This is a genomic window from Aquirhabdus parva, assembly GCF_003351745.1.
GTDB classification, from domain to species: domain Bacteria; phylum Pseudomonadota; class Gammaproteobacteria; order Pseudomonadales; family Moraxellaceae; genus Aquirhabdus; species Aquirhabdus parva.
The window spans coordinates 2,615,354-2,641,789 of the sequence record NZ_CP031222.1; the positions used below are offsets into that span (position 1 = coordinate 2,615,354).

Consider the following 26,436-nt stretch of genomic DNA (forward strand, 5'->3'; position numbering starts at 1 on the left):
GAAAACATGATGATTGCTGGTGAATATTTCCTCGATGAAGGTGACATCGAACTCAATGCCGGTCGCGAAACACGCACGCTGGATATTACCAATGTCGGTGACCGTCCAATTCAAGTGGGTTCGCATTTTCATTTCTTTGAAGTCAACGATGGCTTGCAATTTGATCGCGCAGTTGCGCGTGGATTTCGACTCAATATCGCTGCGGGTACTGCTGTACGCTTTGAACCCGGTCAAACACGCCGTGTGGAATTGGTAGAGCTTTCAGGACTAAAAACAGTCTACGGCTTTCAAGGGCGGGTCATGGGTCCGCTATCAGATACAGACGGCAATACTGCTACCGAGAATTAATCATGAAAATGTCACGCCGCGCTTATTCAGAAATGTTTGGTCCAACTAAAGGGGATCGTGTTCGTCTTGCCGATACCGACCTCATCGCCGAAGTGGAACACGACTACACCGTGTACGGGGAGGAAGTAAAATTTGGGGGTGGTAAAGTCATCCGTGACGGCATGGGACAATCCCAGTTATTGGCTGCTGAAGTTGCCGACACCGTCATCACCAATGCGCTCATCATCGACTATTGGGGCATCGTGAAAGCCGATGTCGGCATCAAGAATGGTCGCATCTGGAAAATTGGTAAAGCAGGCAATCCTGACATCCAGCCCAATGTCGATATCCCCTTAGGTGCAGCAACCGAAGTTATCGCAGGCGAAGGACAAATTCTCACTGCTGGCGGTATCGACACCCACATCCACTGGATCGCCCCCCAGCAAGTTGAAACCGCTCTGATGTCAGGTATCACGACCATGGTTGGCGGTGGCACGGGTCCTGCGGCAGGAACAAGCGCAACGACCGTGACTCCTGGCCCATGGCATATGGCGCGGATGCTACAAGCGATAGATAGCTTACCGATGAATATTGGTTTATTGGGCAAAGGGAATGTCAGTTTGCCACAGCCTATAGAAGAGCAAATCCGTGCTGGTGCGATTGGCTTAAAGCTGCATGAAGATTGGGGTACGACACCAGCGGCAATCGATAACTGTCTATCAGTCGCAGATCGCTTTGATGTGCAAGTTGCGATTCACTCAGACACTTTGAATGAAGCGGGCTTCCTTGAGACGACCCTTGCCGCCTTTAAAGATCGAACCATCCACACCTACCATACCGAAGGCGCTGGCGGCGGTCATGCACCCGATATTCTAAGAGCCATTGGTGCAGCCAATGTGCTACCCTCCTCAACCAACCCGACACGACCATTCACAATAAATACCATCGACGAACATCTCGATATGCTGATGGTCTGTCACCATCTTGATCCCGCCATCGCCGAAGATGTCGCCTTTGCTGAAAGTCGTATCCGCCGTGAGACGATTGCGGCTGAAGACATCTTGCAGGACCTTGGTGCAATCTCGATGATGAGCTCTGACTCGCAAGCGATGGGGCGTGTCGGCGAGGTGATCATCCGCACATGGCAAACTGCGCATAAAATGAAAGTACAGCGCGGCGGTTTGATCCTGCTCGATGGCTCAAGTGATAGCTCTCGCAATGACAATAACCGTATCAAACGCTATATCGCCAAATACACCATTAATCCTGCGATTACTCATGGTTTATCCCATGAGGTCGGCTCGGTTGAAGTCGGCAAGCTCGCAGACCTTGTGCTCTGGCGTCCGCCGTTCTTTGGTGTAAAACCGTCGATGATTATCAAAGGCGGTATGATTGCTGCGGCACCGATGGGCGATATCAATGCCTCGATCCCAACCCCACAACCCGTGCATTTCCGCCCGATGTTTGGCGCATTGCCTGAAGGCGTACACGCCTCTAGCCTGACCTTCCTGTCGCAACTGGCGATAGACGAAGGCGTGCATCATCAGTTGAAACTGAAGAAACAAATCAGTGCCGTATCTAAAACACGTGAACTGCGCAAAAGTGATATGAAGCTCAATGACTATTTGCCGGTGATGGAAGTTGATCCTGAGACTTATCATGTGCGTGCGGATGGGGTGCTGTTGACCTGTGAGCCTGCCGATGTGTTGCCGCTGGCGCAAAGGTATTTTTTGTTTTAAGGAAATTTCTCTTAGTGAATAGTTAGTATCTTAAAAACTTGAACCGACTAACTATTACCGAAGAACATAATGAGCATGCGGAAGGGTTAATTGTGACTAGTTCAGAGACTAAGTATGATGCACTAACAATTGACACTAATACTTTTTTCACTCACGGTATGCTTCTCAAGCATGGGATATTAAAGCAATTAGAGCAATTCTCCGATAGTCCCATTAAGTTAATTTTTCCCGATGTTGTTTTTAGAGAAATTGGAAAGCATTTAGCTGAGAAAATTTCAGATGTGGTAAGAAATGTTAATGCAACAATTAAGTCTGCGCATCAATATTTAGAAGTTGATGAAGATACCTTGTCCAAATTTCAGATTTTCTTTGATATAGGTAGTCCTGAAAACTTTTCTCATACTCAATTAGAAAGTTTCAAGATACGATGCGGTGCGAGAGTTATAACGGCAAAAGAATATGTAGATATGCATTCGCTCTTAGAACTCTACTTTTCAACCTCCTACCCCTTTGAAGATAATGGAAAGAAAAAAAATGAATTTCCAGACGCAATCGCACTATTGACTTTAGAGTCATGGGCTGCAAAAAATAATTTTCGCGTCCTTGCTGTAAGTAAAGATAAAGGATGGAACAATTACTGTAAGACCTCAGAAACAATTGACTGTTATGAAGACTTAGTAGAAGCCATTTCATATCTGCTTAGTCAAACACCCTCAATTTCACAAGTTTTTAGACAGTCTATAGAAAGAATTATTTTAGAAATTCAAATAGCATTGATGGACGACTCAAAGTCAGACTCTGAACTCAATGATCGACTTGGTGATGTTATATCTGAATATGTAGAGAACAGTGCTCCTTCTATTGTTGCAGACATTGATGTTGATTTTGATATTGAAGAAGCTCGAATAAGCTATTTATCACATACGTTCGTTTCAAGAAAATATGATTTACCCACTGTCAAACTAGTAAATCTTAAAGACAACAAACTTGTTTTTAATACCCGTTGCGAAATTTTCTATGTTGCTGAAGCAACTTGTAATTTCTTTGTATGGAACCCGATTCAAAAGAATAGAGTGTTAATAGAATCTAAACAAATTTATCATGATTCTAGCTATATAACTAATGTTCTTATTTCTTTTGACTTCGACTCTCCAACATTAAAATTAAGTGAACTGAAACTAGAAAATATAGAAATTGAGGACTCTATTGATTATTTGGATTTTGGTACCCTCAAACCTGAGATTACATTTTAAGGAAAATTATAGTAAATCATGAACCTCTACACGATCCGTCTTCCCAAAGACTTCCAGCCCAAAGCCGATGTCGAAACACTCGCTCTGCCTTTTGACACCCGTCAAAAATCCCGCTTCCGCGCAACGCTCGCGAGCGGCATTGATATCGGTGTGGATCTGCCGCGCACCGGTGTGCTGCGCAGCGGCGCGTATATTGCGACGCAGACCGATGAAGCCCTGCAAATCGTTGCGGCGGCTGAGACCGTAATGCAAGCAGTGGCTGCGGATTCATTTACCTTACTTAAAGCCGCCTATCACTTGGGGAATCGTCATGTCCCTCTGATGCTGACCCCCGATGCCGTTTACTTTGAACCTGATCATGTGCTGGCAGAAATGGTAGAGGGTTTAGGGCTGACGGTGACGACGATGCAACATCCCTTTGAACCAGAAAGCGGCGCCTATGCACAGCATGCGCATGAAACACGGTTGCGCCCACTTCCAGTTCACCACTAAAGGCTGAAGTAAACAACTCATGTCTAATCTGACTCAAAGCGCCTTGCCGATCACGACACCACAATCCTTATTAAGATTGTTGATGTTGAGCTCGACCGCACTGCCTGTGGGTGCATACTGCTACTCGCAAGGCGTGGAGTCTGCGATTGATCGGGAGTGGATTCGGAATGAATCGACGGCTCTTGCCTATTTTGAAGATGTGCTGGAGCTCATGTTAGTGCGCTTTGAGTTGCCTATGCTCGCCCATATGATGCATGCGTGTCGTGACAAAAATAATGCTAAGTTCCAGCAGCTTGCAACGCAATATTGTGCCAGCCGGGAAAGCAGTGAGTTGCTCGCAGAAACACGACAGTTAGGGTTCTCACTCACCGCGTGGGTACGGGAAGTCGCCAAAATTCCGGTGACAGTTGATGAACGTTTGGGTTTCTTGCCTGTCTATGCAGCGCTATGTGTCAGCTTAGGTCTGCAAGCAGAAGAATGCCTAACGGCGTATGCCTTTACCCAACTTGAGAATCTTGTCCTTGCTGCGGTTAAAACTGTGCCACTCGGACAAATCAGCGGGCAGCGGATTCTTTGGGCAGTCTATGCGCAAGTCCCCGCAGGCGTGGCGCGCGCTTTGCAAAGTGATGCGATCATCAGTAGTAGCTTACCCGGACTTGCGATGCTATCGATTGGGCACGAAAGTCAGTATTCACGTTTATTTAGATCTTAGTACATCACCTCTATGTAAAGGAAAAGGAACATCTCATGTCTGAACGCTCTCCCCTTCGCGTCGGTATCGGCGGTCCTGTTGGCTCAGGTAAAACAGCACTTACGCTCAACCTCTGCCGTGTTCTGCGTACCCGTTATAACCTTGCCGTGGTCACTAACGACATCTACACCAAAGAAGACTCAAACTTCCTGACGCGGAATGAAGCCTTGACGCCCGACCGTATCGTCGGTGTTGAGACCGGTGGTTGCCCACACACAGCGATTCGCGAAGATGCCTCAATTAACCTTGCGGCGATTGCCGACCTCAATCGTAAATTCCCGAATCTTGAACTGATTCTAATCGAGAGTGGTGGTGATAATTTGGCGGCAACTTTTAGCCCTGAACTCTCTGACCTTACCCTCTATGTGATTGACGTCGCAGGTGGCGAAAAGATTCCACGCAAAGGTGGGCCTGGCATTACCAAGTCTGACCTTCTGATCATCAATAAAACCGACTTAGCCCCAATGGTGGGTGCGTCACTTGAGATCATGGCGCAAGATGCCAAACGCATGCGCGGTGATCGTCCTTTTCAATTTTCCAATATGAAAGATGGTGATGGACTGGATGAGATTATCGCGTTCATCGAAAAGCAAGGTTTACTCACCGCTTCTTAAGCAGATGTCCTCTACATTTTAGATCTCTATGGAGTATAAACATGCGTATTTCTCGACTGGCTGTATTATTCACGACCTTACTGGCCTCAAGCTTCGCACTTGCCCATCCGGGCCATGCAGGGCATCAAGCGGCCTTTGTTGAAGGTTTGCTGCACCCGTTAACTGGACTCGACCATCTTGCGATGGGCTTGGGCTTTGGTCTGCTCATGGCGCGTACTTTCAAGCGTGCCCGCGTGGCAGGACTAGTACTCCTCATGGGTGCATTGGTTGCGGGCTTTAGTCTAGGCGTGGTCGGGTTGATCGGCGCGGATTGGGCTGAATATGGTATTGGTGCTTCACTGCTGGTGCTTGCGGTTGCCTTATGGATGCGTTCACATTCAGCATTTCTTGGCATGGTGGCGACCTTAGGTCTATTTCATGGTGTTGCGCATGGTGCGGAAGTGCCTGCTGGGCTCAATCCAGCAGTTTTCCTTGCCGGGATGCTCGTGACCTTGAGTGGCTTATATGGTGTAGGTTTACTGTTGGGGCGGACCCTACAGCACTATGCCAGCCGTTATGTGAAAGGCAGTGAGCGTCTTGCAGCAGTGCTCGCAGGCTCCGCCATTTTCTTTGGCTAATGTTTTTTGATTAAGGATTGTAAATCATAAACGCTATCCTACATGGATAGCGTAAGCTCTGATACTTTCTGCCTTGATAAGAAGCGAAATCGTATGACGTCCAGCAGCGACACGCCAAGTATGGCACCCGATAAACCCCAAAACTATAGACCACTCTTGTGGTTGGTTGCGATGGGGTTCTTCATGCAAGCGCTGGACTCTACGATTGTCAATACCGCATTGCCTGCCATGGCACGAAGCCTTGGCGAAAGCCCACTGCGTATGCAGTCCGTGATCATCGCCTATATGCTCACGATGGCGATCATCATCCCGGTCAGTGGCTGGCTTGCGGATCGCGTTGGTACGCGCAAGATTTTCTTTAGTGCGATATTCCTGTTTACGCTGGGCTCTATTCTTTGCGCCAGCTCACAAACACTGCCGCTGCTTGTAGCCTCTCGCGTTGTCCAAGGTATCGGCGGTGCAATGCTACTCCCTGTCGGGCGATTAACCATGCTGCGTGCATTGCCACGTCATTTATTTTTACCCGCGATGAGTTTTATCACCATTCCCGGTCTTATAGGTCCGCTGATTGGTCCGACTCTCGGGGGCTGGCTCGTTGAAGCATTATCGTGGCATTGGATCTTTCTCATCAATGTCCCGATTGGGATCATTGGCGGCCTTGCCACCCTACGTTTTATGCCCGATATTCGTAGTGATGATTTAATGCCTTTTGACAGTGCAGGATATTTCTTGTTGACCAGCGGTATGGTGGCGTTATCGATTGCTCTGGATGGACTATCAGAACTCCATCTGCCTCACGCGATGGTAATGCTACTCCTCATCTTTGGATTTGTGTCCCTTACCACCTATTGGCTACATGCGGGTCGTAAAGGAGATGCTGCTTTATTTAGCCTAAAACTCTTTGTCCTACCCAGCTATCGAATTGGGGTGTTGGGCAATCTGTTTGCACGTATCGGCAGCGGCAGTATGCCGTTCTTATTGCCTCTCCTACTGCAAGTTTGCTTAGGCCATACTCCCGCAGAAGCTGGAATGATGATGATCCCTGTGGCCCTCGCAGCGATGCTCTCCAAGAACTTTGTCACGCCACTGGTGCGTAAGTTCGGTTATCGCCAAGTGCTGGTTGCCAATACGGTATTGGTAGGACTCAGCATCGCCAGTTTTGCACTGATGACTGGTGACGAACCCACATGGTTACGTGTGATTCACATGGGGCTCTTTGGCTTCTTTAACTCTATTCAGTTCACCTGTATGAATACGCTGACCTTAAAAGACCTTGACGGCAAGCTTGCCAGTAGTGGCAATGGACTGCTGTCGATGGTGATGATGCTATCCATGAGTTTGGGTGTTGCCAGTGCCGCTGCGGTCTTGGCCGGATTTACCCAGATCATGGGTAATGTGGCAAATACCTTAGAGGCTTTCCACTCCACCTTTATTTGTGTGGGGCTGATGACATCGGCAGCAGCTTGGATTTTCTGGCAATTACCACACGATGAACCTGTAGTGACTGAAAAATCTGATACAGCACTGGTTGAGTAAATCTAATGTTCGCAGTGCTGCCCCTATTTTTATCCATGAAGAACTTCCGAGTCTGAGTGCCTTATGTCTACGCTTCGTATAGCCGCCGCACAATCGATATCTGTCGCAGGGGATATTGCTGCCAATATCGACATTCATCTGAAATTCATTGGTGCCGCGCATCAAGTAGGTGTAAATTTTTTGGTTTTTCCAGAACTATCGCTCTCGGGTTATGAGCTGCCTTTACTGAAAAGCCTTGCGATCAAACTCGACGATACTCGTCTGGATCTCATTCGGACATTAGTTAAAGAAACACAGATGACCGTGGTGATCGGTGTTCCTCTTGCAGCAGCAGATGGCATCACAATTAGTGCGATTACCTTTTTCCCTGATGGCACGATACAGACATACCATAAACAATATGTGCATAGCAGCGAAGCACCCTATGCAGTCAACGGCGAAAGAATTAATCTCAAATACCCGCTTGGGGGCGAGTCATTTGCTCTCGGGATTTGTGCGGATACTACGCATTCTATCCATGCAGAACGGGCCGCAGCGACAGGGGCTTCACTCTATGTTGCCAGTGTATTAGTCTCTGAGTCAGGCTATGCTAAAGATGCAGCCCTACTGCAAGGTTATGCAAAGCAGCATCACATGGGTGTGCTCATGGCTAATCATGCTGGCCCTTCAGGAGAATATATCTCCGCTGGGAAAAGTGCGTTTTGGGCACCGGATGGCGACTTAGTGGTGACCGCACTCGGCACGGGAAATGCTTTAATAATTGCGACAAAGAATGGAAGCACATGGTCTGGTGAAGTGATCGATGTGACTCTCTAAGCACTAAGACCAAGAGCATTCAACGCTCCTTTGATTTGCAGAGTATAAAATATGTCCAAAATTGCGCCGATCACGCTTTCAGCAGTCCAGACCGATGACTTCGAGCAACTCGTTGAAATTCGTATTGCGGCAATGCGAGAGAGCTTGGAGCGGATTGGGCGCTTTGATCCTGAGCGTGCAAGAGAGCGTTTTCGTCAGGGCTTCTCACCTGAGCACACGCGCTTTATCGAAATCAATGGTCGTAAAGTGGGCTTTGTCGTGGTCAAACCCGTACTCAATCAATTGTTGCTCGACCATCTGTATGTCGTCCCCAAAGCACAAAGAAAAAAAGTAGGCAGTCAGGTTTTAGCCCATATTTTTATCGAAGCCGATAGCCAAGGTCTGCCCATACGTGTTGGTGCATTGAAAGACAGCGACTCCAATCGCTTTTATCAGCGCCATGGTTTTAGGCGCATTGAACAAGATGAATTTGACAACTACTATATTCGACACACGGTTAGGAATATTGATTCATGAAATTCATTTCATTACGGGTTAAAACCGCATTACTCGTTCACGGTTATACCGAAGATCATAAAGAAATTACTGAAATCGTCAATGACGAGTCGTTTGTTGAAAAACTGATTGCGGTTGATCGTATCCAATCGGTGACGGAAAAATATCTACTCGTATCGTCTTCTCACGGCAGGATTATGTATTGGGAATATGAAGGAAGTCTGGCTTCTGTCACTGAGCGTTTAAATCGTGCGGGGCTGGTGATTCAATAAGCTGTCACAAACAAGATATATGTTCAGCTCAATCCAATAAAAAGATTCACCCCGCCACAACAATGCAAAACAACCACAAAGGAATGCATCATGGAACTGAACATTTATCTCTCATTTAAAGGTCAATGCGAAGCAGCATTTAACTTCTACGCCAAGGTTCTGGGTGGAAGCATCACTATGAAGTTCACCCATAAAGACTCGCCGATGGCGGCTGAAACAGCTCCTGAGTGGCTGGATAAGATCATGCATATGCGCATGGAAATCGGTCAATCTGTGCTGATGGGCGCAGATATGCCTGAGGGTCATCAAGTCACGCCACAAGGTTTTAATGCCTCTCTACAAATCAAAGATCCTGCTGAGGCGGAACGTGTGTTTGCTGGGCTCGCCGAAAATGGCACGATCCATATGCCGATCGCAGAAACCTTCTGGGCTCAGCGCTTTGGCATGTTGGTCGATCAGTTCGGGATTCCTTGGATGATCAACTGCGAAAAATCAATGTAAATGTCGATGCTCCATATTTAAGACCAACGCACAAAATAAAAAATCAGGATGGACAACTTCCTCCATCCTGATATCAAGGGAAAACTATCAACTACTGCAAATGTCTTAGACTTTCGCCAATGCCTGTTCTAAATCGGCAATGATGTCATCCACATGTTCCAGCCCAACCGAGATCCGCACCAGATCGACACTCACGCCAGCTTTCGCAAGTTCTTCAGGATTAAGCTGACGATGGGTCGTGGTTGCAGGGTGAGTCGCTAGACTTTTCGCATCGCCAATATTCACCAAGCGCGTGATCAACTGCAGAGCATCAATAAACTTAGTGCCTCCTTCCAGACCATCTTTTACACCAAAAGACAGAATACCTGAGGCTTGCCCTCCTAAATATTTCTGCGCCAGATGATGCTCTGGGTGATCAGCTAGTCCTGCATATTTGACCCATGTCACCTTGTCATGCTTTTGTAGATATTGCGCCACTTTCAACGCATTCTCACTGTGGCGGGCAATACGTAAAGGCAATGTCTCTAAACCTTGTAGAATTTGAAAAGCGTTAAACGGGCTAATAGCAGCACCGGTATTACGCAGTGGTACCACGCGCGCACGGGCGATATATGCCGCTTCACCTAAGGCTTCAACATAGTTCACCCCGTGATAGCTGACGTCAGGGGTGTTTAGGCGCTTGAATCGCTCCGGATATTTGCCCCATGGAAACTTGCCACTGTCAATAATCACACCGCCTATGCTGGTGCCATGACCACTGATATATTTGGTTAGGGAGTGCACGACGATATCCACACCATGATCAAAAGGACGTCCTAGGATGGGTGTGGATACCGTGCTATCCGCAATCACGGGAATACCGTGCTCATGTGCAATAGCACTGATTGCTTCTAGATCAACAATGTTGCCGAGTGGATTACCAATGGTTTCAATAAATACCGCTTTAGTACGGGAGTCAATCAGCTTGGCGATTTCTTCTGGCTTTGAATAGTCAAAGAAGCGGACTTCGATGCCTTGCTGTGGGAAGGTGTGCGCAAATAAATTATAGGTTCCCCCGTAAAGAGCTGACACCGAAACAATGTTGTCCCCTGCCTCTGCAATGGTTTGAATCGCATAAGTGATTGCGGCCATACCAGATGCCACCACCAGCGCACCAATACCGCCTTCCAGCGCTGCGAGACGCTGCTCAAGGACTGCGGTAGTCGGATTCATAATGCGGGTATAAATATTACCCTGTACTTTCAGATCAAAAAGATCGGCACCGTGCTGAGTGCTATCAAACGCATAAGACGTCGTTTGATAGATCGGTACTGCAACCGACTTCGTGGTGGGATCAGGGCTATAACCAGCATGGATGGCAAGTGTTTCAGGCTTCATGATTATCCTTAGCGATTCTCTAAAAGCTCATCATGCCTAAATCAAAACCCTTTTCGGGCATTTGCCATTCTAAAAATTTAAGATATGCTTTTTCAAAAAGGAGTAAATTATCTAGATTACTTATAATTTATCCTGCAAAGCATACTCCAAATACACATTAAACAAATTTTATTGTTTAAAACCATATGTTTAATTATTTTTCATTTACACAAACTGTTATTGATCATGCCTGTATTTCGGTGCACCATAGACCTATATCAACTTTTCACTTCCATCACCACCTTAAAAGATAGAATTATGACTATAGCAGCCCAAGCTCCTGAATCCGTAACGAAAAATTCTGGCATTGCCGTCTACAACTCCAATGCCGAATCGATCGGTAACACCCCGCTGATCCGTCTAAATAAACTGGCACCAGCCGGTGTGACCCTACTCGCCAAGATCGAAAGCCGCAACCCTGCTGGTTCAGTTAAATGCCGAATCGGTGCCAATCTGATCACCGATGCCGAAGCACGAGGCGTCCTCAAAAAAGGCGTGACTATTGTCGAACCTACCAGTGGCAACACTGGTATTGCCCTTGCCTTTGTCGCTGCGGCAAAAGGCTATGAAATTATCCTGACTATGCCAGCCAGCATGAGTCTGGAGCGCCGTAAAGTGCTCAAAGCATTGGGCGCAAAACTCGTTCTAACCGATGCCGCACTTGGCATCAAAGGCTCTGTGGATGAAGCGCAGCGCATCAAAGACCGCGATCCTGAAAAATACTTCCTGCCCCAGCAGTTTGAAAACCCAGCTAACCCAGAAATCCACGTTAAAACTACCGGACCTGAGATTTGGGAAGCAACCGGCGGTAAAGTGGATGCTTTGGTTGCAGGTGTAGGTACGGGTGGAACCATCAGCGGCATATCGCGTTACTTCGAACAAGTAAAAGGTCAGGCATTGCATAGTGTTGCTGTCGAGCCTACTGAATCCCCCCTCATTACACAAACACGTAACGGCGAGCCGCTAAAACCAGCACCACATAAAATCCAAGGGATCGGTCCAAACTTCCTGCCCAAGAACCTCGATCTGTCGATCGTCGATGAAGTACAAACCGTCAGCAGCGATGAAGCGATTGCATGGTCTCGCCGCTTAGCCAGTGAGGAAGGAATCCTGAGCGGCATATCCGCAGGTGCTGCGGTTGCAGCAGCAGTTAAAGTCGCTGAGCGCTCAGAGTGGCAAGGCAAAACCATTGTGGTGATTCTGCCGGACTCTGGTGAACGCTATCTGTCATCTGTTCTGTTTGCAGGACTGTTTGACGAAGAGTAAGAACCCAAACTGGTGATACCCACGCAATAAAAAATCCCCAGTAAAGGGGATTTTTTATTGGTCATATGTTCTTACCTGATATTCTCCGCCGCCCACACATCAAGCGGCCGCAAAACCTCGCTTAATGACATCCCTAAAGGACTCAAGCGATAGTCCACATGGGGTGGCACAGTCTGATAATCCGTCCGAATTACCCATCCGTGTTGAATCATTTCTTTCAATGTTTGCGTCAGCATTTTCTGTGAAATGATTTCGATTTTGCGCAGCAACTCATTGTTACGCATCGTGCCGGAATCCAATGCCCAGATGATATACAGAATCCATTTATTGGAAATCACCTCTATCAGTTGCCGTGATGGGCAGGCTTGGATGAACTGCTCTGCCACTGAGAGCGGTATCGTTGAATCCATGTTGCTTTCAGGCAGATGTGCGCTTTTTGTAAAAGTGTTCATGGTTACTCAAAAGTGCGTACTGGTCTACAAGTGACCATAGCGCTAAGCTGTCTGAAAATCAATGTGGGTATACGTGTTATGGCATGGCTTTTTATCGCAGCAGCAGGAATGGTAGAAATAGCCTTTGTGCTCCTGCTCAAATACTCCGATGGGCTCACCAAGCTCATCCCGAGCGTACTATGCTTCATTGCAACCTTTGCCAGTATCGTCTTGCTTGCTCAAGGCACAAAGCATATCCCTATTGGAACTGCATATGCCGTCTGGGCGGGATTAGGCTCTGTGGGCGTAACAGCTGTAGGCATTGTATTCTTGCAAGAAAGCCCCTCGCCGATCCGCCTCATGTGCATTGCTTTGATCATGACGGGGATTATGGGTTTGAAACTCAGTGACGTGCATTGACCTTTAAGCAGAGATGAAAGGCTGGGGTTATAAGAAAGATCTTTTGCCTATATAATGGACGAGAACCTCTACTTATAGCGCGATGATCTATGGACGGAAAAATCTGGCTGTATTGTCTACTTTGTATATCTTCTACAACGGTTTATGCAGAATTAGGCACTCCGATGCCTCAGCAGATGCTGAATAATGTCAGTAATGTAGATCTGGCTCCCTTACTACAGCATGCCCCGCTGCACGATATTCACTTTCGTCGAAATGGGTTTGATCGTGACTGCTGTCAGGAGTCTCAGCAAGATTTGTCTCAAGCTCAAAACCGCTTCCACTTCGAGACCCAAAGTGTCTCAAAGTTTCCCCGACTCTTAAAATACGGGGCAACATTCATTGCGCGTTCAATCGCACTGAGCAATGGTGTGACCGCACCTCAGGAATCATTTGGCATCGTACCCAAAAACCTTGATCGAGCTCCGATTATTGCACAGGAAGGAGTTTTCAATATTCGTAACTGATTACAGAAAATTTTATGTTTCTCATGGCATACTTAAGATATACAAATCACTGAATCTCATAACATGCACGCGCTCTCTTATGCCATCTATGCCATGATCGCCGCCAGCGTTCTGCCTTTTATCACGGCGGGACTCTCCAAGCTACTTGGCAAATTTAAGCTCAACGACAATCATAATCCCCGTGAATTTCAAAAGAACCTAACCGGCATCGCTGCGCGCGCCCAAGCCGCTCAAATGAACGGTTATGAAACCCTGCCTGTGTTTTTGGCTGCGGTGTTGATGGCGGAATATATGGTGATCAATCAACATGTGATAAATCAGCTGGCTTGGACCTACGTCTTACTGCGCATCTTTTACATCGTCACTTATCTTGCCGACTTGGCGACATTGCGCTCTATTATTTGGCTTTTGGGCTTTGCTTGTCCGCTACTGCTGCTCTACATGTCTGCAACTGCTGGTTAATTCACCCCCTCAGCACATGCGTTAAATCGGATTTTCAAAAAATTTAACGCATTGCTAACATGCAAACTCAAACATCGGCGTGATTTGTCGCTATAATACGTAGCGCAAAATTTCCTATTCTAGACTTAATGAGTGTATGCGATGAGCTATAACAACATTCCAGCTGGCAAAGATGTTCCACATGACATCTACGTCGTAATCGAAATCCCAGCAAACAACGACCCAATCAAATACGAAATCGACAAAGATTCTGATGCACTTTTCGTTGACCGCTTCATGGGTACACCAATGTTCTACCCAGCGAACTATGGTTATATTCCAAACACCCTGTCAGAAGATGGTGACCCACTAGATGTGTTAGTTGTTACCCCGTATCCAGTGGTTGCTGGTTCAGTAATCCGTGCACGTGTTGTTGGTAAACTCGACATGGAAGATGATGGTGGTATCGATGCGAAACTGATTGCAGTTCCACACGACAAACTGACCCCACTCTACAAGCATGTACAAGAATACACTGACTTGCCAGAACTACTGATCAAGCAAATCGAACATTTCTTCACACGCTACAAAGATCTTGAGCCAGGCAAGTGGGTTAAAATCCAAGGCTGGCAAGGTGCTGAAGTTGCACGTCAAGAAATTCTCAAATCAATCGAAGCTGCTAAAAACAAGTAAGCACTGACGGTTTGACATAAAAAATGCCCCTGTCTTGGGGCATTTTTTTATCTTTTTTCTCTGCACAATTGCATATTTTTCTATTCAGGAGTCATTGATGAGCATTATCCGTAAACATGTCGGGCGTCGCATGAGTGAAATCGTGATTCATGGCGATACGGTTTATCTTGCTGGACAAGTTGGTGAAACTGGCAAAACCGTAGAAGAACAAACCGCTGAAGCACTTGCTCTAGTGGATAAACTCCTCATAGAAGCAGGTTCTTCACGCCAGCACATTTTGCAAGTAATTATCTGGCTCAAGGACATCGCTGATTTTGACGGCATGAATCGCGTATATGATGCATGGGTTCCTGAAGGTCATACGCCAGCACGTGCAACCAGCGAAGCCAAACTTGCCGATCCTTCATTATTAGTTGAAGTCATTGTCACCGCGGCATTGGCAAAGTAAATCTGAGCATGCCTTAAAGCTTAAGGCATCAATCGTTCAATGACCCACTTCTGGGTCGTAGATACTGCCTCGATATCATCGACTAGGCGATATTGCAGACGATCATGCAGACGGCTTTTTCGCCCCTGCCAGAACTCAAAGACTTCTGGCAGTATACGGTAACCACCCCAAAACTCAGGTTTTGGAACCACAGAGCCTTCAGGGTATTGCTGCAAGAGCGCTTGAAAGCGTTGTTCAAGAACTTCACGGGTGGTAATCACACCGCTTTGCGGCAGACTCGCACACGCGGCAACTTGGCTACCATGCGGACGGCTATGGAAGTATGCCGTTGATTCTGCTTCAGTTAACTTTTCAACTGAACCCGCTATTCGGATTTGCTGTTCAAGCTCATTCCAGAAGAGCAACACTTCTGCATAAGGGTTTTCTGCCAAGTCCTCGCCCTTATGACTATCATAGTTACTATAGAACACCGCACCATGCTCATCAAACTGGCGTAATAGTACCGTTCTTGCACTCGGGCGACCTGATTTACTTGCCGTCGCCAAAGTCATCGCATAAGGTTCTTTTTGATTGCTTTTGAGTGCACGATCAAACCAGTGTTTAAACTGCTTAAAAGGATTGGGATCCACATCGGCACGATTCAATACGCCTTTCTCATACGACTGGCGCAAAGAAGCCAAATCACTTTGATGGGTTAACTCGGTTAAATCCGTCATGCCTTTAGCACTCAATAAAAAACCTAAAAACGAAAACAATCAGCTTAAACGTGTACGCACTAGATCCGCCAAATCATTAGCTAGCTTAGTCACTTGAACTTCGTTTTCGCCTTCAACCATGACTCGAATCATTGGCTCAGTGCCTGACTTACGAATCAGCAATCGACCACGACCTGCCAATGATGCCTCAGCCTTGGCAAAGGCCTCTTTTAATACGTCATCCGCAAACGGGTCACGCATTTCTGTCAAACGGACATTGACCAATACTTGAGGGAAGACTTTCAGCACTGAGGTGAGTTCAGCCAAAGATTTGCCCTGCTCAATCACCGCAGACAGCACTTGCAGTCCCGCGATCAACGCGTCTCCAGTCGTACTCTTGTCCAAACATAGGATATGACCTGATGCCTCTCCACCCAATTGCCAGCCAGCCTCATCCAGTGCGGCCATGACATAACGGTCACCAACATTGGCACGTTTAAACGCAATATTCTGATCACGCAGCGCGAGCTCTAGCCCCATGTTACTCATCAATGTCCCCACCACACCGGGTGCAGGTTGACTCGGGCGGGTGGCCAGTACATACAAAATACTGTCTCCATCGACGAGTTCACCGCGATGATCCACCATTACTATACGATCGCCGTCGCCATCGAGTGCAATCCCGATATCTGCACCATTCTCAACCACTGCTTTTTGCAATGCTTGCGGATGCGTTGAACCGCAACCGTCGTTGATATTCAAACCATTCGGCGCATTAAAGATCGGGATCACGGTAGCGCCCAGCTCACGCAGAACAGCTGGGGCAACGACATAACCTGCACCATTGGCACAATCGATTACGATCTTTACACCGCGCAGGCTTAAATTATAGGGAAAGGTAGACTTACAGAACTCAATATAACGTCCAGCAGCATCGGTAATACGGTTGGTTTTACCCAATTGATCCGGTGCCTCAATGGTGATCGGCAATGCGAGCTGAGCACTGATCTCGTTTTGTACGGCATCATCCAGCTTCTTTCCTTCCCCAGAGAAAAACTTAATACCATTATCAAAATAGGGATTATGTGACGCTGAAATCACAATGCCTGCATCCGCATGAAATGCGCGGGTCAGATGGGCAATGGCTGGCGTAGGCAGCGGTCCCAGCAAACGCACATTCACGCCTGCCGCATTGAGGCCCGCTTGCAATGCAGCCTCAAGCACATAACCCGATAGCCGGGTATCTTTCCCCACCATCACCTGCGCTCGCCCTTGTGCCGCAAGCACTTTACCTGCTGCATAACCTAATTTTAGTGCAAACTCAGGCGTAATCGGATCATCACCAAATTTGCCACGGATCCCGTCAGTTCCAAAGTGACTCATGCCTAATTTCCTGTTCTTTTATTAATGCGTTGATTGTGACAAATTATGTATCTCTGACGCAAATGAAAGCGCGACTGATGATGCAATAATCAACAGATATCACATCTTTCAAACAATTCCACTCGGATTTCACGCAAAATTCACCCGTTCTATCGTACGATAGAAATCGATGATCAGGCACTGCGATCCCATTGCCGCAGGTAATATCTGAAAAGATTGATTTTGGAGTAAGCTTTGAAAAATGCGACACCGCTCAAGACCATTCCCACCTGTAGTCCTATGGGCGTGCTCACGTTATCTGCAGAACATGAGGCAGAGGCGACTCAACTAAAAAACAATATTTTATCCAGTGGCGGCTATGTTGAGCGTCAGGCGATTTGTACTGTCCAGATTCATCCAGATATGGCCTGTTTATCCTATGTCATTACTGACTATACCGCGATTAAAACACTGCGCAAGTACGGCATGATTCTCGCTGCCATAGGCAGTGGCACCTTGCTCTGCTGCCCTGAACGCCAACAAGTGATCCTGCAGCGTCGCTCAAGTTTAGTTGATACCTACCCGCATAAGCTTGCGGCCTTTGGCGGGCACTTCTCACCAGATCGCGATAGTCTGGGATATGGCGCACTGATCGACACTTTGATCGCTGAACTTCAAGAAGAAGCAGGAATTAACTTACTCACTCTAAGTGCAAACTTTGTAAATGATCTACCGCCGTTTTATATGATCCATGAACCTGATACAGGCGCCATCCAATTTACCCCGCTTGCTTTTGCACTCACCCCAGATCAAGCTGATCGAGTCATCGGCAGTGAAGAAGGGGCGATTGAGGTTTTCCATCTGGTTAATGACATAGAGATACTCATGGATGGCAACCAGTGGTCGCAGATGGGATTTACTTGCTTTCAAACTTGGCGTGAGCAAGGATTTCCGGTGCAGAAGAATTGGAAAGGTCCTACTATTTAAGCTCATAAAAAAACCAGCACGAATGCTGGTTTTTCTTTAAACAACAAACCATCAACCCACGCGATAGTTCGGCGCTTCTTTGGTAATGGTTACGTCATGCACATGCGACTCCTGCATACCTGCAGCAGTGATCTTGACGAACTTCGGTTCACTACGCATTGTCGGGATGTCTTTAGAACCGGTATAACCCATCGAAGAACGTAGACCGCCCACCAATTGATGCACGATACCGCTCATTGGGCCTTTATACGGTACGCGACCTTCAATGCCTTCTGGTACCAACTTTTCAACACCATCTTTGGCATCCTGGAAGTAACGATCACTGGAGCCGGACAGACCAGACATCGCACCGAGTGAACCCATGCCACGATAAGCCTTGAAGTAACGACCTTGGAAGAGTTCAACTTCACCCGGAGCTTCTTCAGTTCCCGCAAGCAATGAACCGACCATAATACAACTTGCACCTGCTGCGATTGCCTTAGCGACGTCACCAGAGTAACGAATACCGCCATCCGCAATCAGTGGAATCTGTTCTTTCAGTGCGCGGGCAACGTTATCCACTGCAGAAATCTGTGGCACACCGATCCCCGCAACAATGCGAGTGGTACAGATAGAACCGGGACCAATACCGACTTTCACAGCATCGGCACCCGCATCAAGCAATGCTAGTGCAGCATCGCCTGTTGCGATATTGCCACCAATCACTTGAATATTTGGGAACTCACGTTTAATCCAGCGTACACGCTCAATCACACCATTGGAATGACCATGCGCAGTATCAACCACCAGTACATCGGCACCGGCTTCAATCAGCGCAATCACACGATCTGGGGTCTCTTTGCCTGTACCGACTGCTGCTCCAACACGTAAACGACCCAAATGGTCTTTACACGCGCTTGGGTAAAGTTCCGCTTTACGGAAGTCGTTCACAGTGATTAACCCTTTAAGGGTGTAGTCATCGCCAATCACCAGCACTTTTTCAATACGATGCTGATGTAACAACCCTTTGATATGTTCACTTGATTCGCCTTCACGCACCGTAACCAATTGGTTTTGCGGGGTCATGATGTTACTGACAGGTTGTTCAAGATTGGTTTCAAAGCGCATATCGCGGCTAGTCACGATACCGACGACTTTGTCACCGACCACAACAGGTACACCACTGATGCGATGTGCAGTAGTTAATGCGATGAGCTCGCCTACACTTAAATCAGGGCTTACGGTAATTGGGTCTTTGACCATTCCCGCTTCAAATTTCTTAACACGACGGACTTCAGCGGCTTGCGCAGCGATGTCCATATTTTTATGAAGGATCCCGATACCCCCTTCTTGCGCAATCGCAATCGCCATACGGGATTCAGTCACCGTATCCATCGCAGCAGAAACAAGGGGGATATTTAGATCAATGCCGCGCGTTAAACGCGTCTTGAGCGATACATCTTTAGGGAGTACGTTGGAAAAAGCAGGAAGTAACAACACGTCGTCGAAGGTGAGGGCTTCTTGTACGATAGTCAGCATGGTGTCCTCATGGTGCTTATAACACTGTAATTTCAATGCGGCATTATACACAAGGGCAACTCATTAGTCTGTAACCTGTTGCATGTACGTCATGAATAACGATCAATTTGCCACTGAATACTGGTCAACATCGTCATCTCAGACTTCACAACTGAATCAGATAATATTGTCTAACAATATATAAATAAAATGTCGAACTTAACTGACAAGGACTATTAACAATAAAGAATTTTGATACCGTAATCCTCCAAAAAACACCAACAAACATCTGACTTTTTGTAAGACAAGTGCTATAAAATACGTACGATAGTATCCTAACGCGCATCATTGGCTATGTTCACCCAATCCAGAAAAAACTTGATTCTCTTGATCTGCCTGATTTTAATCGCAGCGATCTTAGGAGGCATGTTTGCCAGTTGGTTTATATTCAAACATGTCGATGCCAAACTGCTCATTCAAAACCAAAAGGCCACGGTTGAGCTCCCAGCCGTTTTTCCTGCCCGAGCTAAAATTCTCAATAACCTCGATATCATGCTACAAGGCAAGATCGAGACAGTCGCCCCTGTCAATCAAACAATCACCGTACCGATCGACGATACCTTAAATATTCTGGCGACTTTCGACAGTAAGATGCCGATTAAGATGAATATCCCGATCAAAGATACGATTCCACTAGATCAAGTGATCCACGTCGACTCCCAAGTCCAAGTGAAAGTGCTGGGCCGCTATATCACGCTACCACTGCGTGGGGATATTCCTATCAAGACTGCCATTCCAATTGAATTGAATGTGCCAGTTGATCAGGATATCGACTTAAAATTTACCACACCATTGAAAGCCAAACTCAAGCAAAGTCTAAACGTGCCGCTGAAAGCCGACATCCATACCACCATCCCAGTCAGCGGCATGATGTCGGTACCAGTCAAGTCCGATCTGGAAACAACAATTCATATCGATCAACCATTGGATATGATGATTAAGCGAACCGAGCTAAATATCCCACTACGCACGATTAAGCTACATACCCAAGATTCGACATTACCTGCCCCCAAGACTCAGGCACAGCTTGAAGACTTGCTCATAGCCTCACCAAGCGCGACAAGTAACAAACCTACTCATCAGGCTAAACCCTAAATGCGCAGCCTTCATATTCTGCTATTTGGGCTGGGATTTCTGGGGCTCATTGCGATCGGGGGAAGTTTGGGGTTTTGGTTATATCGCAGTTTGTTCATTGAGTTACAGTTGAAGAATCAGCCTGCAAGCATCGTATTGCCCAAGCAGCTTAATGCAGACGCGAATATCACCAATATTGTCAAAATTCGGCTGGATGGACAGCTTCATGCAGAAGTCCCAATCCATCAGGATTTTACTATCCCGCTGCACTACGATGCCCAGAGCAATATTGAGATGAAAGCCGATGTCCCAGTGCGCTTTACACTCAAAGTGAATCAGACTATCCCGATTCATAGTTATACCGATATTGAGGCCACAACCGATCTGATTTATCAGAGTCGTTTTTTACCGACTTTACCCATCAAAATTCGCTTACCACTTGAGTTCAATCTACCCATCGCACTCAATGTACCTGTCGACAGCCATGTCATGTTTGATTACAACGGGCCGATGAAACTTCAGTTTAACCAAACGACGCATGCCAATATTCACGAAACGCTACATTCGCTCATCCCGATTCATCGAGATATCGCAGCGCCCATGTATTCGGAGCTGAAACTACAAATATTCCCACCCACCACGCCGCTGCCGATCGTGATCAGAGATAGCACACTACACTTCCCTGCTCAGGCACTGACCTTAGAGTGAAGTGAGATCATCACTGATTAATGATGTGATCCATTTGAGCTTGTTTAAATGCCGCTGCTTTTTGTTGTAATGGCGATTGCTTGAAGTTTGATCCCTCTTGTTCCAACTCTTGTTTTGGCGGATCGGTATGAAACGTCGTGCCTTTAGTGTTATCTACGATCCGAGGCCGCGCTTGACCATTCTGGCGATCTGAAAAAGTTGCTTCTCCACGTTGACCTTGTGACTGATAGACCGTAATTTTTCGCGTGGCATCAGCATGTTCAGGTTTGATCAGATGCATCACCGAAGTCTTGATCTTGGTCTGTTGTTCTTCAGGCATTAAAAAATCAGCGCCAACAACGCCCACTGCAATCACACCTAATACTGCAAAACTATTTTTAATAAGAGACATAAAGAACCATTATATTTATTTATAAAAAATAAGGACTGATCGATTTGACCAGTCCTTAGTGTACTACCTCTCATTCTAACGTATTTTCAAGACATTGCGGTTACAACGATCATTACAACAGTACTCGCCTTAAATCACCTAACAAGACAGCCAGAGACCGTGCAAAACGTGCAGCATCCACGCCATTGATCACACGATGATCATACGACAATGACAGAGGCAACATCAGACGAGGTTGGAAGGCTTGGCCATCCCAAATCGGCTGCATCGCCGCAGGAGATAATCCCAAGATCGCTACTTGGGGCCAATTCACCAACGGCGTAAAGCCTGTACCGCCCATGGCACCTAAACTGGAAATGGTAAAGGTTGCACCAGACAAGTCATTCGGCCCAAGTTTCTTATCACGAGCCTTTTGACCCAACTCACCCAATTGTTTGGCGATTTCACGGATGCTCAAACGATCCGGATTGCGTAGCACAGGGACAATTAATCCATCATCCGTGGCAACCGCAATGCCCAAATGAATTTCTTCACGCACTTTAATGGACTTGTTATCGTCATTCAAATGGCTATTGAAGCGTGGCTCTTGCAGCAACAAATGCGCTGTTGCTTTAGCAATGAACGCCAAAATGGTTAAACCAATCCCTGCTTTCTTATAGCCATCTTTCAGCTCAATGCGTAGGGCTTCAAGCTCGGTGATATCCGCATGATCAAACTGCGTCACTTGCGGCATATACAGATTCAGAGATAACTGCGGAATCGCCGCCTGCTGCAAACGGGTCAGTGGCTCGTCGTGAGACGCCCCCCATTTACTCAGGTCTGGTAATGGCGGTAAGCCAGACGCCGCGGTAAATGTACCCCCGCCAACACTTGCTGCAGCCGCCGTGGTCAGGCGCTGTTTGACATAAGCATAGACATCTTCTTTCAGAATACGACCATTCAGCCCACTGGCCTTCACTTTAGTCAGGTTCACACCCAACTGACGTGCCGTTTGCCTTACGGCTGGACCTGCATAGACATCGGCGTTTTGACTTAAATCTTCACTCGCTATCACACTTTGTGTTTGTGCGACTTGAGGTGCTGTGCTCACAGCCTGAGTTTTGGTTTCAACAGCCGGCGCTTTTTCTGCTGCAGCGGATGTCTGTGCATCTTTGTCAGAAGCAGACAATTGCGTAATCTTTGTCACACCGCCACCAGAAGAACCGCTTAAGACCAATAAAGCAACGCCTTGCTTGACTGTTTGACCTTGCGTCACGGCAATACTTTCAACCGTACCCGCCGCTGGACTTGGGATCTCGACACTGGCCTTGGCAGACTCAACCACCACGAGACTTTGACCCGCAGTAACGACATCGCCGACCTTGACCAGAATTTCGGAAATATCGGCTTGATCAACGCCGAGATCAGGCACCTCAACGGATTGAGAAGTTGGTGCCGATGATGATTCAGCCGTTGGCTTTGCATCTGCAACAGGTGCAACGGGTTTCGTTTCTTCAACTGGCTTACTTTCCACAGGTGCAGGGACTGGCGCAGCCGCCGCAGTCGAACTGGATAAAGTAAACAGCGCAACACCCTCTTGCACCATATCGCCAAGCTTAATCAAAATGGCTTCGACCACACCATCCGCCGGACTCGGCACTTCGACGCTGGCTTTAGCCGACTCAACCACCAGTAGGCTCTGGTTCTTTTCAACCTTATCGCCCACTTTGACCAAAATCTCTGAGACTTCCGCTTTTTCTACACCCAAATCTGGGGTCTTCACTTCATAGCTTTGATTATTAGCACTCATGATGATGCCTCCTGCGAAGTTGCAGGGGTATCAGCGACTGGCTCGCCATCGGCAATATCCGCTTCAATGCCTTCAAGGGGTGCAGCCTGATCGGGAACATGAGGTGCAGGGGCATCATGGTTATTTTCAAGATGCGGCTGCGGTAGCCATGGCGGTGGCAAAGTCGTCTCAAGCTCAAAACTGGAGATTGCATCTTTCACCAAACGCACATCAATTTCATCTTCATCAGCCAACAATTTCAGTACGGCAACCACAATATTGGCCGCATCGACGCCAAAGAATGAACGTAGATTTTCTCGGGTATCTGAACGACCATAGCCATCCGTACCTAGGGTCACATAAGGACGATGATCAGGTAGGAAGCTACGAATTTGTTCGCTATAAGCGCGAATATGATCGGTAGCCGCCAAAACCACACCCTTATGCGGTGCCAGTTGTTCGGCTACCCATGAGACTTGAACAGGATCATGTGGATGCAAGCGGTTATGATAATCCACAGCCATACCATCACGCGCAAGCTCGTTGAAGCTGGTTGCGCTCCAGACATTGGCATGAATGCCATATTCGTCTTTCAGTAGTTTGGCTGCTTTAATCACTTCGCGCAGAATCACACCAGAACCAATCAGTTGCACTGTCGCCTCTTCTTCTTTCTGGAAGAGGTACAGCCCTTTACGGATTCCCTCTTCCACGCCTTCTGGCATAGGCGGATGGATGTAGTTTTCATTCATCAGTGTGAGGTAATACAGCACACGCTCACCTTCGGAATACATGCGGCGTAAACCATCCTGCACGATCACCGCCAACTCGTAGCCAAAACAAGGATCGTAGCTCACAACGTTTGGCACAGTTGCAGCCAAGACGTGCGAGTGTCCATCCTGATGTTGTAAACCTTCGCCATTGAGCGTTGTACGACCAGCCGTTGCACCGAGTAAGAAACCTTGTGCTTGGCAATCCCCAGCAGCCCAGATCAAATCACCCACACGCTGGAAGCCAAACATCGAGTAGAACATATACATCGGAATCATCGGCAAGGCATTGGTCGAATAACTGGTTCCCAGTGCGATCCACGCAGAGGTTGCCCCAGCTTCGTTAATGCCCTCTTCAAGCATATGCCCAGTTTTATCTTCACGATAATTCATCAACTGTTCATTGTCTTCAGGGGTGTACAGCTGACCTACGGCTGAGTAAATCCCCAACTGACGGAACATGCCCTCCAGACCAAAAGTGCGCGCTTCATCCGGCACAATCGGTACGACACGTGAACCAATATCTTTGTTCTTGAGCAGAATCGAGATAATCCGCACCATCACCATGGTCGTGGACTGCTCTTTATTTCCTGAACCTTCCAGCACCGCCTTGAAATCTTCCAGCTCTGGTGTCGTCAGCGGGATATGACCACTCCGACGTGCAGGTAATGCGCCGCCCAGTGCTTCACGGCGTGCATTCAAATAACGAATTTCTGGAGAGTTTTCGGCCGGACGGTACAGAGGCAGATGCTCCAGTTCCTCATCAGTAAACGGCAAATCAAAGCGATCGCGGAAGTACTGTAGGGATGGCATGCCCATTTTTTTGATCTGGTGGCTCTTATTGGCGCTTTGCACCGCATCAGACAAGCCATAACCCTTTACGGTCTTGGCCAGAATCACGACGGGCTGACCGACGGTTTTCATCGCTGCATCATAGGCTGCATAAACCTTCACCGGATCATGACCTCCACGATTCAGATCATCAATTTCCTGATCCGACATCTGGGCAACCATTTCTGCCAGCTCTGGGTATTTGCCAAAGAAGTGCTCACGGGCATATGCCCCACCATGCGCTTCAAATGCTTGATATTCACCATCTACCGCCTCTTCCATACGCTGTCTTAAAGCACCAGTTGTATCTCGCGCCAACAAGGCATCCCAGCGACGGCCCCAGACCACTTTAATCACACGCCAACCTGCACCGCGGAAACTGGACTCCAGCTCCTGAATGATTTTGCCGTTACCGCGCACAGGGCCATCAAGACGTTGTAGATTACAGTTAATCACCCAAATCAGATTGTCGAGTTTTTCGCGACCCGCCAGACCAATTGCACCTAAGCTTTCCGGCTCGTCCATCTCGCCATCGCCCAAGAATGCCCAGACCTTACGATTTTGCGTTTCCAGTAGGCCACGGTTCATCAGATACTTTTGCACATGCGCTTGATAGATCGACATGATCGGTCCTAAACCCATCGATACTGTTGGGAATTGCCAATAATCCGGCATCAGATAAGGATGCGGATAGCTGGATAAACCTTTCCCACCAACTTCACGACGGAAGTTCTGCACTTGCTCTTCGGTCAGACGTCCTTCCAAAAAGGACCGTGCGTAAATACCCGGTGCAGAATGGCCTTGGTAATAAATCATGTCGCCACCAAAATGATCATTGGCGGCGCGAAATACATGGTTGAAGCCCACATCATAGAGTGTCGCAGATGACGCAAATGTTGCTAAGTGTCCACCGAGTTCATCATTATTTTTATTGGCGCGGAGTACCATCGCCAGCGCATTCCACCGAATCAAGGCGCGAATACGGCGTTCCATATGCGCATCGCCCGGTATACTCGGCTCTTCTTCAGTCGGGATGGTATTGATATAAGCGGTGTTGAAGCGTTGGATTGGGACATGGGCACTAATGGCTTGCTGGTAGAGCGTTTTAAGTAAAAAAGCGGCGCGGTCTACACCAACATTCTTAATTACTGCATCAAAGGCTTCTTGCCATTCTTGAGTTTCGAGCGAATCTGGGTCTTGATAAAATGGCATATCTGGGGTCTCTTAAAATCCTTCTTGGTGCCTTCTATGAAACGCTTTTT

At 47.4% G+C, this 26,436-nt stretch carries 29 protein-coding genes; 21 read left to right on the plus strand and 8 right to left on the minus strand.

The features are described from left to right. Nucleotides 1-9 precede the first annotated feature (9 nt). The 12 genes from HYN46_RS11740 to HYN46_RS11795 all read left to right on the plus strand — a co-directional run bounded on the left by HYN46_RS11740 (nucleotide 10) and on the right by HYN46_RS11795 (nucleotide 9,413). Nucleotides 10-348: an urease subunit beta gene (locus HYN46_RS11740; RefSeq protein ID WP_114899560.1), complete on the plus strand. Its 339-nt coding sequence runs from the start codon at nucleotides 10-12 to the stop codon at nucleotides 346-348. 2 nt (nucleotides 349-350) lie between these two features. Next, entirely contained in the window at nucleotides 351-2,066 is a 1,716-nt protein-coding gene (gene ureC, locus HYN46_RS11745; RefSeq protein ID WP_114899561.1) for an urease subunit alpha, read from the plus strand. 38 nt (nucleotides 2,067-2,104) lie between these two features. Continuing rightward, a complete protein-coding gene (locus tag HYN46_RS11750; protein WP_114899562.1) occupies nucleotides 2,105-3,319 on the plus strand; it encodes a PIN domain-containing protein in 1,215 nt (404 codons plus the stop codon). An 18-nt stretch (nucleotides 3,320-3,337) separates the two neighbouring features. Then, nucleotides 3,338-3,811 (plus strand): urease accessory protein UreE, encoded by a 474-nt coding sequence (gene ureE / locus HYN46_RS11755; RefSeq protein ID WP_114899563.1) that lies wholly within the window; start codon nucleotides 3,338-3,340, stop codon nucleotides 3,809-3,811. A 19-nt stretch (nucleotides 3,812-3,830) separates the two neighbouring features. Beyond that, a complete protein-coding gene (locus HYN46_RS11760) occupies nucleotides 3,831-4,523 on the plus strand; it encodes an urease accessory protein UreF (RefSeq protein WP_114899564.1) in 693 nt (230 codons plus the stop codon). A 35-nt stretch (nucleotides 4,524-4,558) separates the two neighbouring features. Beyond that, nucleotides 4,559-5,176 (plus strand): urease accessory protein UreG, encoded by a 618-nt coding sequence (gene ureG, locus HYN46_RS11765; protein WP_114899565.1) that lies wholly within the window; start codon nucleotides 4,559-4,561, stop codon nucleotides 5,174-5,176. A gap of 41 nt (nucleotides 5,177-5,217) precedes the next feature. After that, nucleotides 5,218-5,793, plus strand: coding sequence for a HupE/UreJ family protein (locus tag HYN46_RS11770; protein ID WP_114899566.1), 576 nt, complete (start codon nucleotides 5,218-5,220; stop codon nucleotides 5,791-5,793). Between the two features lie 93 nt (nucleotides 5,794-5,886). Then, the gene (gene mdtD / locus HYN46_RS11775; RefSeq protein ID WP_114900732.1) at nucleotides 5,887-7,329 is read left to right on the plus strand and encodes a multidrug transporter subunit MdtD; all 1,443 of its coding nucleotides are present in this window, start codon (nucleotides 5,887-5,889) and stop codon (nucleotides 7,327-7,329) included. Nucleotides 7,330-7,392: 63 nt separating this feature from the next. Beyond that, nucleotides 7,393-8,145: a carbon-nitrogen hydrolase family protein gene (locus HYN46_RS11780; RefSeq protein ID WP_114899567.1), complete on the plus strand. Its 753-nt coding sequence runs from the start codon at nucleotides 7,393-7,395 to the stop codon at nucleotides 8,143-8,145. A 51-nt stretch (nucleotides 8,146-8,196) separates the two neighbouring features. Then, complete coding sequence (locus HYN46_RS11785; protein WP_114899568.1) at nucleotides 8,197-8,661, plus strand: GNAT family N-acetyltransferase; 465 nt, start codon at nucleotides 8,197-8,199, stop codon at nucleotides 8,659-8,661. Next, nucleotides 8,658-8,912, plus strand: a complete 255-nt coding sequence (locus tag HYN46_RS11790; protein WP_114899569.1) for a hypothetical protein — start codon at nucleotides 8,658-8,660, stop codon at nucleotides 8,910-8,912. Before HYN46_RS11785 ends, HYN46_RS11790 begins: the two co-directional genes overlap by 4 nt. A gap of 90 nt (nucleotides 8,913-9,002) precedes the next feature. Then, nucleotides 9,003-9,413: a VOC family protein gene (locus tag HYN46_RS11795; RefSeq protein ID WP_114899570.1), complete on the plus strand. Its 411-nt coding sequence runs from the start codon at nucleotides 9,003-9,005 to the stop codon at nucleotides 9,411-9,413. 105 nt (nucleotides 9,414-9,518) lie between these two features. Here HYN46_RS11795 and HYN46_RS11800 read toward each other — a convergent pair whose 3' ends face one another. Continuing rightward, a complete protein-coding gene (locus HYN46_RS11800) occupies nucleotides 9,519-10,796 on the minus strand; it encodes an O-acetylhomoserine aminocarboxypropyltransferase/cysteine synthase family protein (RefSeq protein WP_114899571.1) in 1,278 nt (425 codons plus the stop codon). A 291-nt stretch (nucleotides 10,797-11,087) separates the two neighbouring features. Between HYN46_RS11800 and cysK the strand changes: the two genes are divergently transcribed. Further along, a complete protein-coding gene (cysK, locus tag HYN46_RS11805; protein ID WP_114899572.1) occupies nucleotides 11,088-12,095 on the plus strand; it encodes a cysteine synthase A in 1,008 nt (335 codons plus the stop codon). 71 nt (nucleotides 12,096-12,166) lie between these two features. On the opposite strand, the gene HYN46_RS11810 is transcribed toward cysK, so the two are convergent. Beyond that, on the minus strand, nucleotides 12,167-12,547 hold the full coding sequence (locus HYN46_RS11810) for a winged helix-turn-helix transcriptional regulator (protein ID WP_210009157.1): 381 nt from the start codon (nucleotides 12,545-12,547) through the stop codon (nucleotides 12,167-12,169). Nucleotides 12,548-12,559: 12 nt separating this feature from the next. Between HYN46_RS11810 and HYN46_RS11815 the strand changes: the two genes are divergently transcribed. From HYN46_RS11815 to HYN46_RS11835, 5 genes are all read left to right on the plus strand, one after another. Then, nucleotides 12,560-12,946 carry a DMT family transporter gene (locus HYN46_RS11815; protein ID WP_210009159.1) on the plus strand — a complete coding sequence of 129 codons (387 nt, stop codon included), beginning with the start codon at nucleotides 12,560-12,562 and terminating at the stop codon, nucleotides 12,944-12,946. 89 nt (nucleotides 12,947-13,035) lie between these two features. Further along, on the plus strand, nucleotides 13,036-13,452 hold the full coding sequence (locus HYN46_RS11820) for a hypothetical protein (RefSeq protein ID WP_162818179.1): 417 nt from the start codon (nucleotides 13,036-13,038) through the stop codon (nucleotides 13,450-13,452). A gap of 63 nt (nucleotides 13,453-13,515) precedes the next feature. After that, entirely contained in the window at nucleotides 13,516-13,914 is a 399-nt protein-coding gene (locus HYN46_RS11825) for an MAPEG family protein (protein ID WP_114899575.1), read from the plus strand. A 141-nt stretch (nucleotides 13,915-14,055) separates the two neighbouring features. Further along, complete coding sequence (gene ppa, locus HYN46_RS11830) at nucleotides 14,056-14,586, plus strand: inorganic diphosphatase (RefSeq protein ID WP_114899576.1); 531 nt, start codon at nucleotides 14,056-14,058, stop codon at nucleotides 14,584-14,586. Between the two features lie 97 nt (nucleotides 14,587-14,683). Beyond that, entirely contained in the window at nucleotides 14,684-15,034 is a 351-nt protein-coding gene (locus HYN46_RS11835) for a RidA family protein (protein WP_114899577.1), read from the plus strand. 20 nt (nucleotides 15,035-15,054) lie between these two features. On the opposite strand, the gene pdxH is transcribed toward HYN46_RS11835, so the two are convergent. Both pdxH and glmM read right to left on the minus strand, forming a co-directional pair. Further along, the gene (pdxH, locus tag HYN46_RS11840) at nucleotides 15,055-15,750 is read right to left on the minus strand and encodes a pyridoxamine 5'-phosphate oxidase (protein WP_114899578.1); all 696 of its coding nucleotides are present in this window, start codon (nucleotides 15,748-15,750) and stop codon (nucleotides 15,055-15,057) included. A 39-nt stretch (nucleotides 15,751-15,789) separates the two neighbouring features. Next, a complete protein-coding gene (gene glmM, locus HYN46_RS11845) occupies nucleotides 15,790-17,112 on the minus strand; it encodes a phosphoglucosamine mutase (protein WP_114899579.1) in 1,323 nt (440 codons plus the stop codon). Between the two features lie 234 nt (nucleotides 17,113-17,346). On the opposite strand from glmM, the gene HYN46_RS11850 reads away from it, so the two are divergent. Then, nucleotides 17,347-18,078, plus strand: coding sequence for an NUDIX hydrolase (locus tag HYN46_RS11850; RefSeq protein ID WP_114899580.1), 732 nt, complete (start codon nucleotides 17,347-17,349; stop codon nucleotides 18,076-18,078). A gap of 51 nt (nucleotides 18,079-18,129) precedes the next feature. Here the strand turns inward: HYN46_RS11850 and guaB are convergent, their stop codons facing one another. Further along, on the minus strand, nucleotides 18,130-19,596 hold the full coding sequence (gene guaB, locus HYN46_RS11855) for an IMP dehydrogenase (protein ID WP_114899581.1): 1,467 nt from the start codon (nucleotides 19,594-19,596) through the stop codon (nucleotides 18,130-18,132). A 333-nt stretch (nucleotides 19,597-19,929) separates the two neighbouring features. Here guaB and HYN46_RS11860 point away from each other — a divergent pair, with 333 nt between their 5' ends. Both HYN46_RS11860 and HYN46_RS11865 read left to right on the plus strand, forming a co-directional pair. Further along, nucleotides 19,930-20,730, plus strand: coding sequence for a hypothetical protein (locus HYN46_RS11860; protein ID WP_162818180.1), 801 nt, complete (start codon nucleotides 19,930-19,932; stop codon nucleotides 20,728-20,730). Then, a complete protein-coding gene (locus HYN46_RS11865; RefSeq protein WP_114899583.1) occupies nucleotides 20,731-21,417 on the plus strand; it encodes a hypothetical protein in 687 nt (228 codons plus the stop codon). It abuts the gene before it with no gap. A gap of 10 nt (nucleotides 21,418-21,427) precedes the next feature. Here HYN46_RS11865 and HYN46_RS11870 read toward each other — a convergent pair whose 3' ends face one another. The 3 genes from HYN46_RS11870 to aceE all read right to left on the minus strand — a co-directional run bounded on the left by HYN46_RS11870 (nucleotide 21,428) and on the right by aceE (nucleotide 26,386). Continuing rightward, the gene (locus HYN46_RS11870; protein ID WP_114899584.1) at nucleotides 21,428-21,808 is read right to left on the minus strand and encodes a hypothetical protein; all 381 of its coding nucleotides are present in this window, start codon (nucleotides 21,806-21,808) and stop codon (nucleotides 21,428-21,430) included. Between the two features lie 112 nt (nucleotides 21,809-21,920). After that, nucleotides 21,921-23,597: a 2-oxo acid dehydrogenase subunit E2 gene (locus tag HYN46_RS11875; RefSeq protein WP_114899585.1), complete on the minus strand. Its 1,677-nt coding sequence runs from the start codon at nucleotides 23,595-23,597 to the stop codon at nucleotides 21,921-21,923. After that, on the minus strand, nucleotides 23,594-26,386 hold the full coding sequence (gene aceE / locus HYN46_RS11880; RefSeq protein ID WP_114899586.1) for a pyruvate dehydrogenase (acetyl-transferring), homodimeric type: 2,793 nt from the start codon (nucleotides 26,384-26,386) through the stop codon (nucleotides 23,594-23,596). Before aceE ends, HYN46_RS11875 begins: the two co-directional genes overlap by 4 nt. Between the last annotated feature and the right edge of the window lie 50 nt (nucleotides 26,387-26,436).

Excerpts from the sequence above, each read along its gene's own strand:
- cysK (WP_114899572.1), top strand. The coding sequence starts at position 11,088 with ATGACTATAGCAGCCCAAGCTCCTGAATCCGTAACGAAAAATTCTGGC.
- mdtD (WP_114900732.1), top strand. The coding sequence starts at position 5,887 with ATGACGTCCAGCAGCGACACGCCAAGTATGGCACCCGATAAACCCCAA.
- pdxH (WP_114899578.1), bottom strand. The coding sequence starts at position 15,750 with ATGACGGATTTAACCGAGTTAACCCATCAAAGTGATTTGGCTTCTTTG.
- HYN46_RS11865 (WP_114899583.1), top strand. The coding sequence starts at position 20,731 with ATGCGCAGCCTTCATATTCTGCTATTTGGGCTGGGATTTCTGGGGCTC.
- HYN46_RS11795 (WP_114899570.1), top strand. The coding sequence starts at position 9,003 with ATGGAACTGAACATTTATCTCTCATTTAAAGGTCAATGCGAAGCAGCA.
- HYN46_RS11820 (WP_162818179.1), top strand. The coding sequence starts at position 13,036 with ATGGACGGAAAAATCTGGCTGTATTGTCTACTTTGTATATCTTCTACA.
- HYN46_RS11875 (WP_114899585.1), bottom strand. The coding sequence starts at position 23,597 with ATGAGTGCTAATAATCAAAGCTATGAAGTGAAGACCCCAGATTTGGGT.
- HYN46_RS11860 (WP_162818180.1), top strand. The coding sequence starts at position 19,930 with ATGTTCACCCAATCCAGAAAAAACTTGATTCTCTTGATCTGCCTGATT.
- HYN46_RS11835 (WP_114899577.1), top strand. The coding sequence starts at position 14,684 with ATGAGCATTATCCGTAAACATGTCGGGCGTCGCATGAGTGAAATCGTG.
- HYN46_RS11870 (WP_114899584.1), bottom strand. The coding sequence starts at position 21,808 with ATGTCTCTTATTAAAAATAGTTTTGCAGTATTAGGTGTGATTGCAGTG.
- ureG (WP_114899565.1), top strand. The coding sequence starts at position 4,559 with ATGTCTGAACGCTCTCCCCTTCGCGTCGGTATCGGCGGTCCTGTTGGC.
- guaB (WP_114899581.1), bottom strand. The coding sequence starts at position 19,596 with ATGCTGACTATCGTACAAGAAGCCCTCACCTTCGACGACGTGTTGTTA.
- HYN46_RS11740 (WP_114899560.1), top strand. The coding sequence starts at position 10 with ATGATTGCTGGTGAATATTTCCTCGATGAAGGTGACATCGAACTCAAT.
- glmM (WP_114899579.1), bottom strand. The coding sequence starts at position 17,112 with ATGAGTCACTTTGGAACTGACGGGATCCGTGGCAAATTTGGTGATGAT.
- HYN46_RS11810 (WP_210009157.1), bottom strand. The coding sequence starts at position 12,547 with ATGAACACTTTTACAAAAAGCGCACATCTGCCTGAAAGCAACATGGAT.
- ureE (WP_114899563.1), top strand. The coding sequence starts at position 3,338 with ATGAACCTCTACACGATCCGTCTTCCCAAAGACTTCCAGCCCAAAGCC.
- ppa (WP_114899576.1), top strand. The coding sequence starts at position 14,056 with ATGAGCTATAACAACATTCCAGCTGGCAAAGATGTTCCACATGACATC.
- aceE (WP_114899586.1), bottom strand. The coding sequence starts at position 26,386 with ATGCCATTTTATCAAGACCCAGATTCGCTCGAAACTCAAGAATGGCAA.
- HYN46_RS11790 (WP_114899569.1), top strand. The coding sequence starts at position 8,658 with ATGAAATTCATTTCATTACGGGTTAAAACCGCATTACTCGTTCACGGT.
- HYN46_RS11760 (WP_114899564.1), top strand. The coding sequence starts at position 3,831 with ATGTCTAATCTGACTCAAAGCGCCTTGCCGATCACGACACCACAATCC.
- HYN46_RS11770 (WP_114899566.1), top strand. The coding sequence starts at position 5,218 with ATGCGTATTTCTCGACTGGCTGTATTATTCACGACCTTACTGGCCTCA.
- HYN46_RS11825 (WP_114899575.1), top strand. The coding sequence starts at position 13,516 with ATGCACGCGCTCTCTTATGCCATCTATGCCATGATCGCCGCCAGCGTT.
- ureC (WP_114899561.1), top strand. The coding sequence starts at position 351 with ATGAAAATGTCACGCCGCGCTTATTCAGAAATGTTTGGTCCAACTAAA.
- HYN46_RS11780 (WP_114899567.1), top strand. The coding sequence starts at position 7,393 with ATGTCTACGCTTCGTATAGCCGCCGCACAATCGATATCTGTCGCAGGG.
- HYN46_RS11785 (WP_114899568.1), top strand. The coding sequence starts at position 8,197 with ATGTCCAAAATTGCGCCGATCACGCTTTCAGCAGTCCAGACCGATGAC.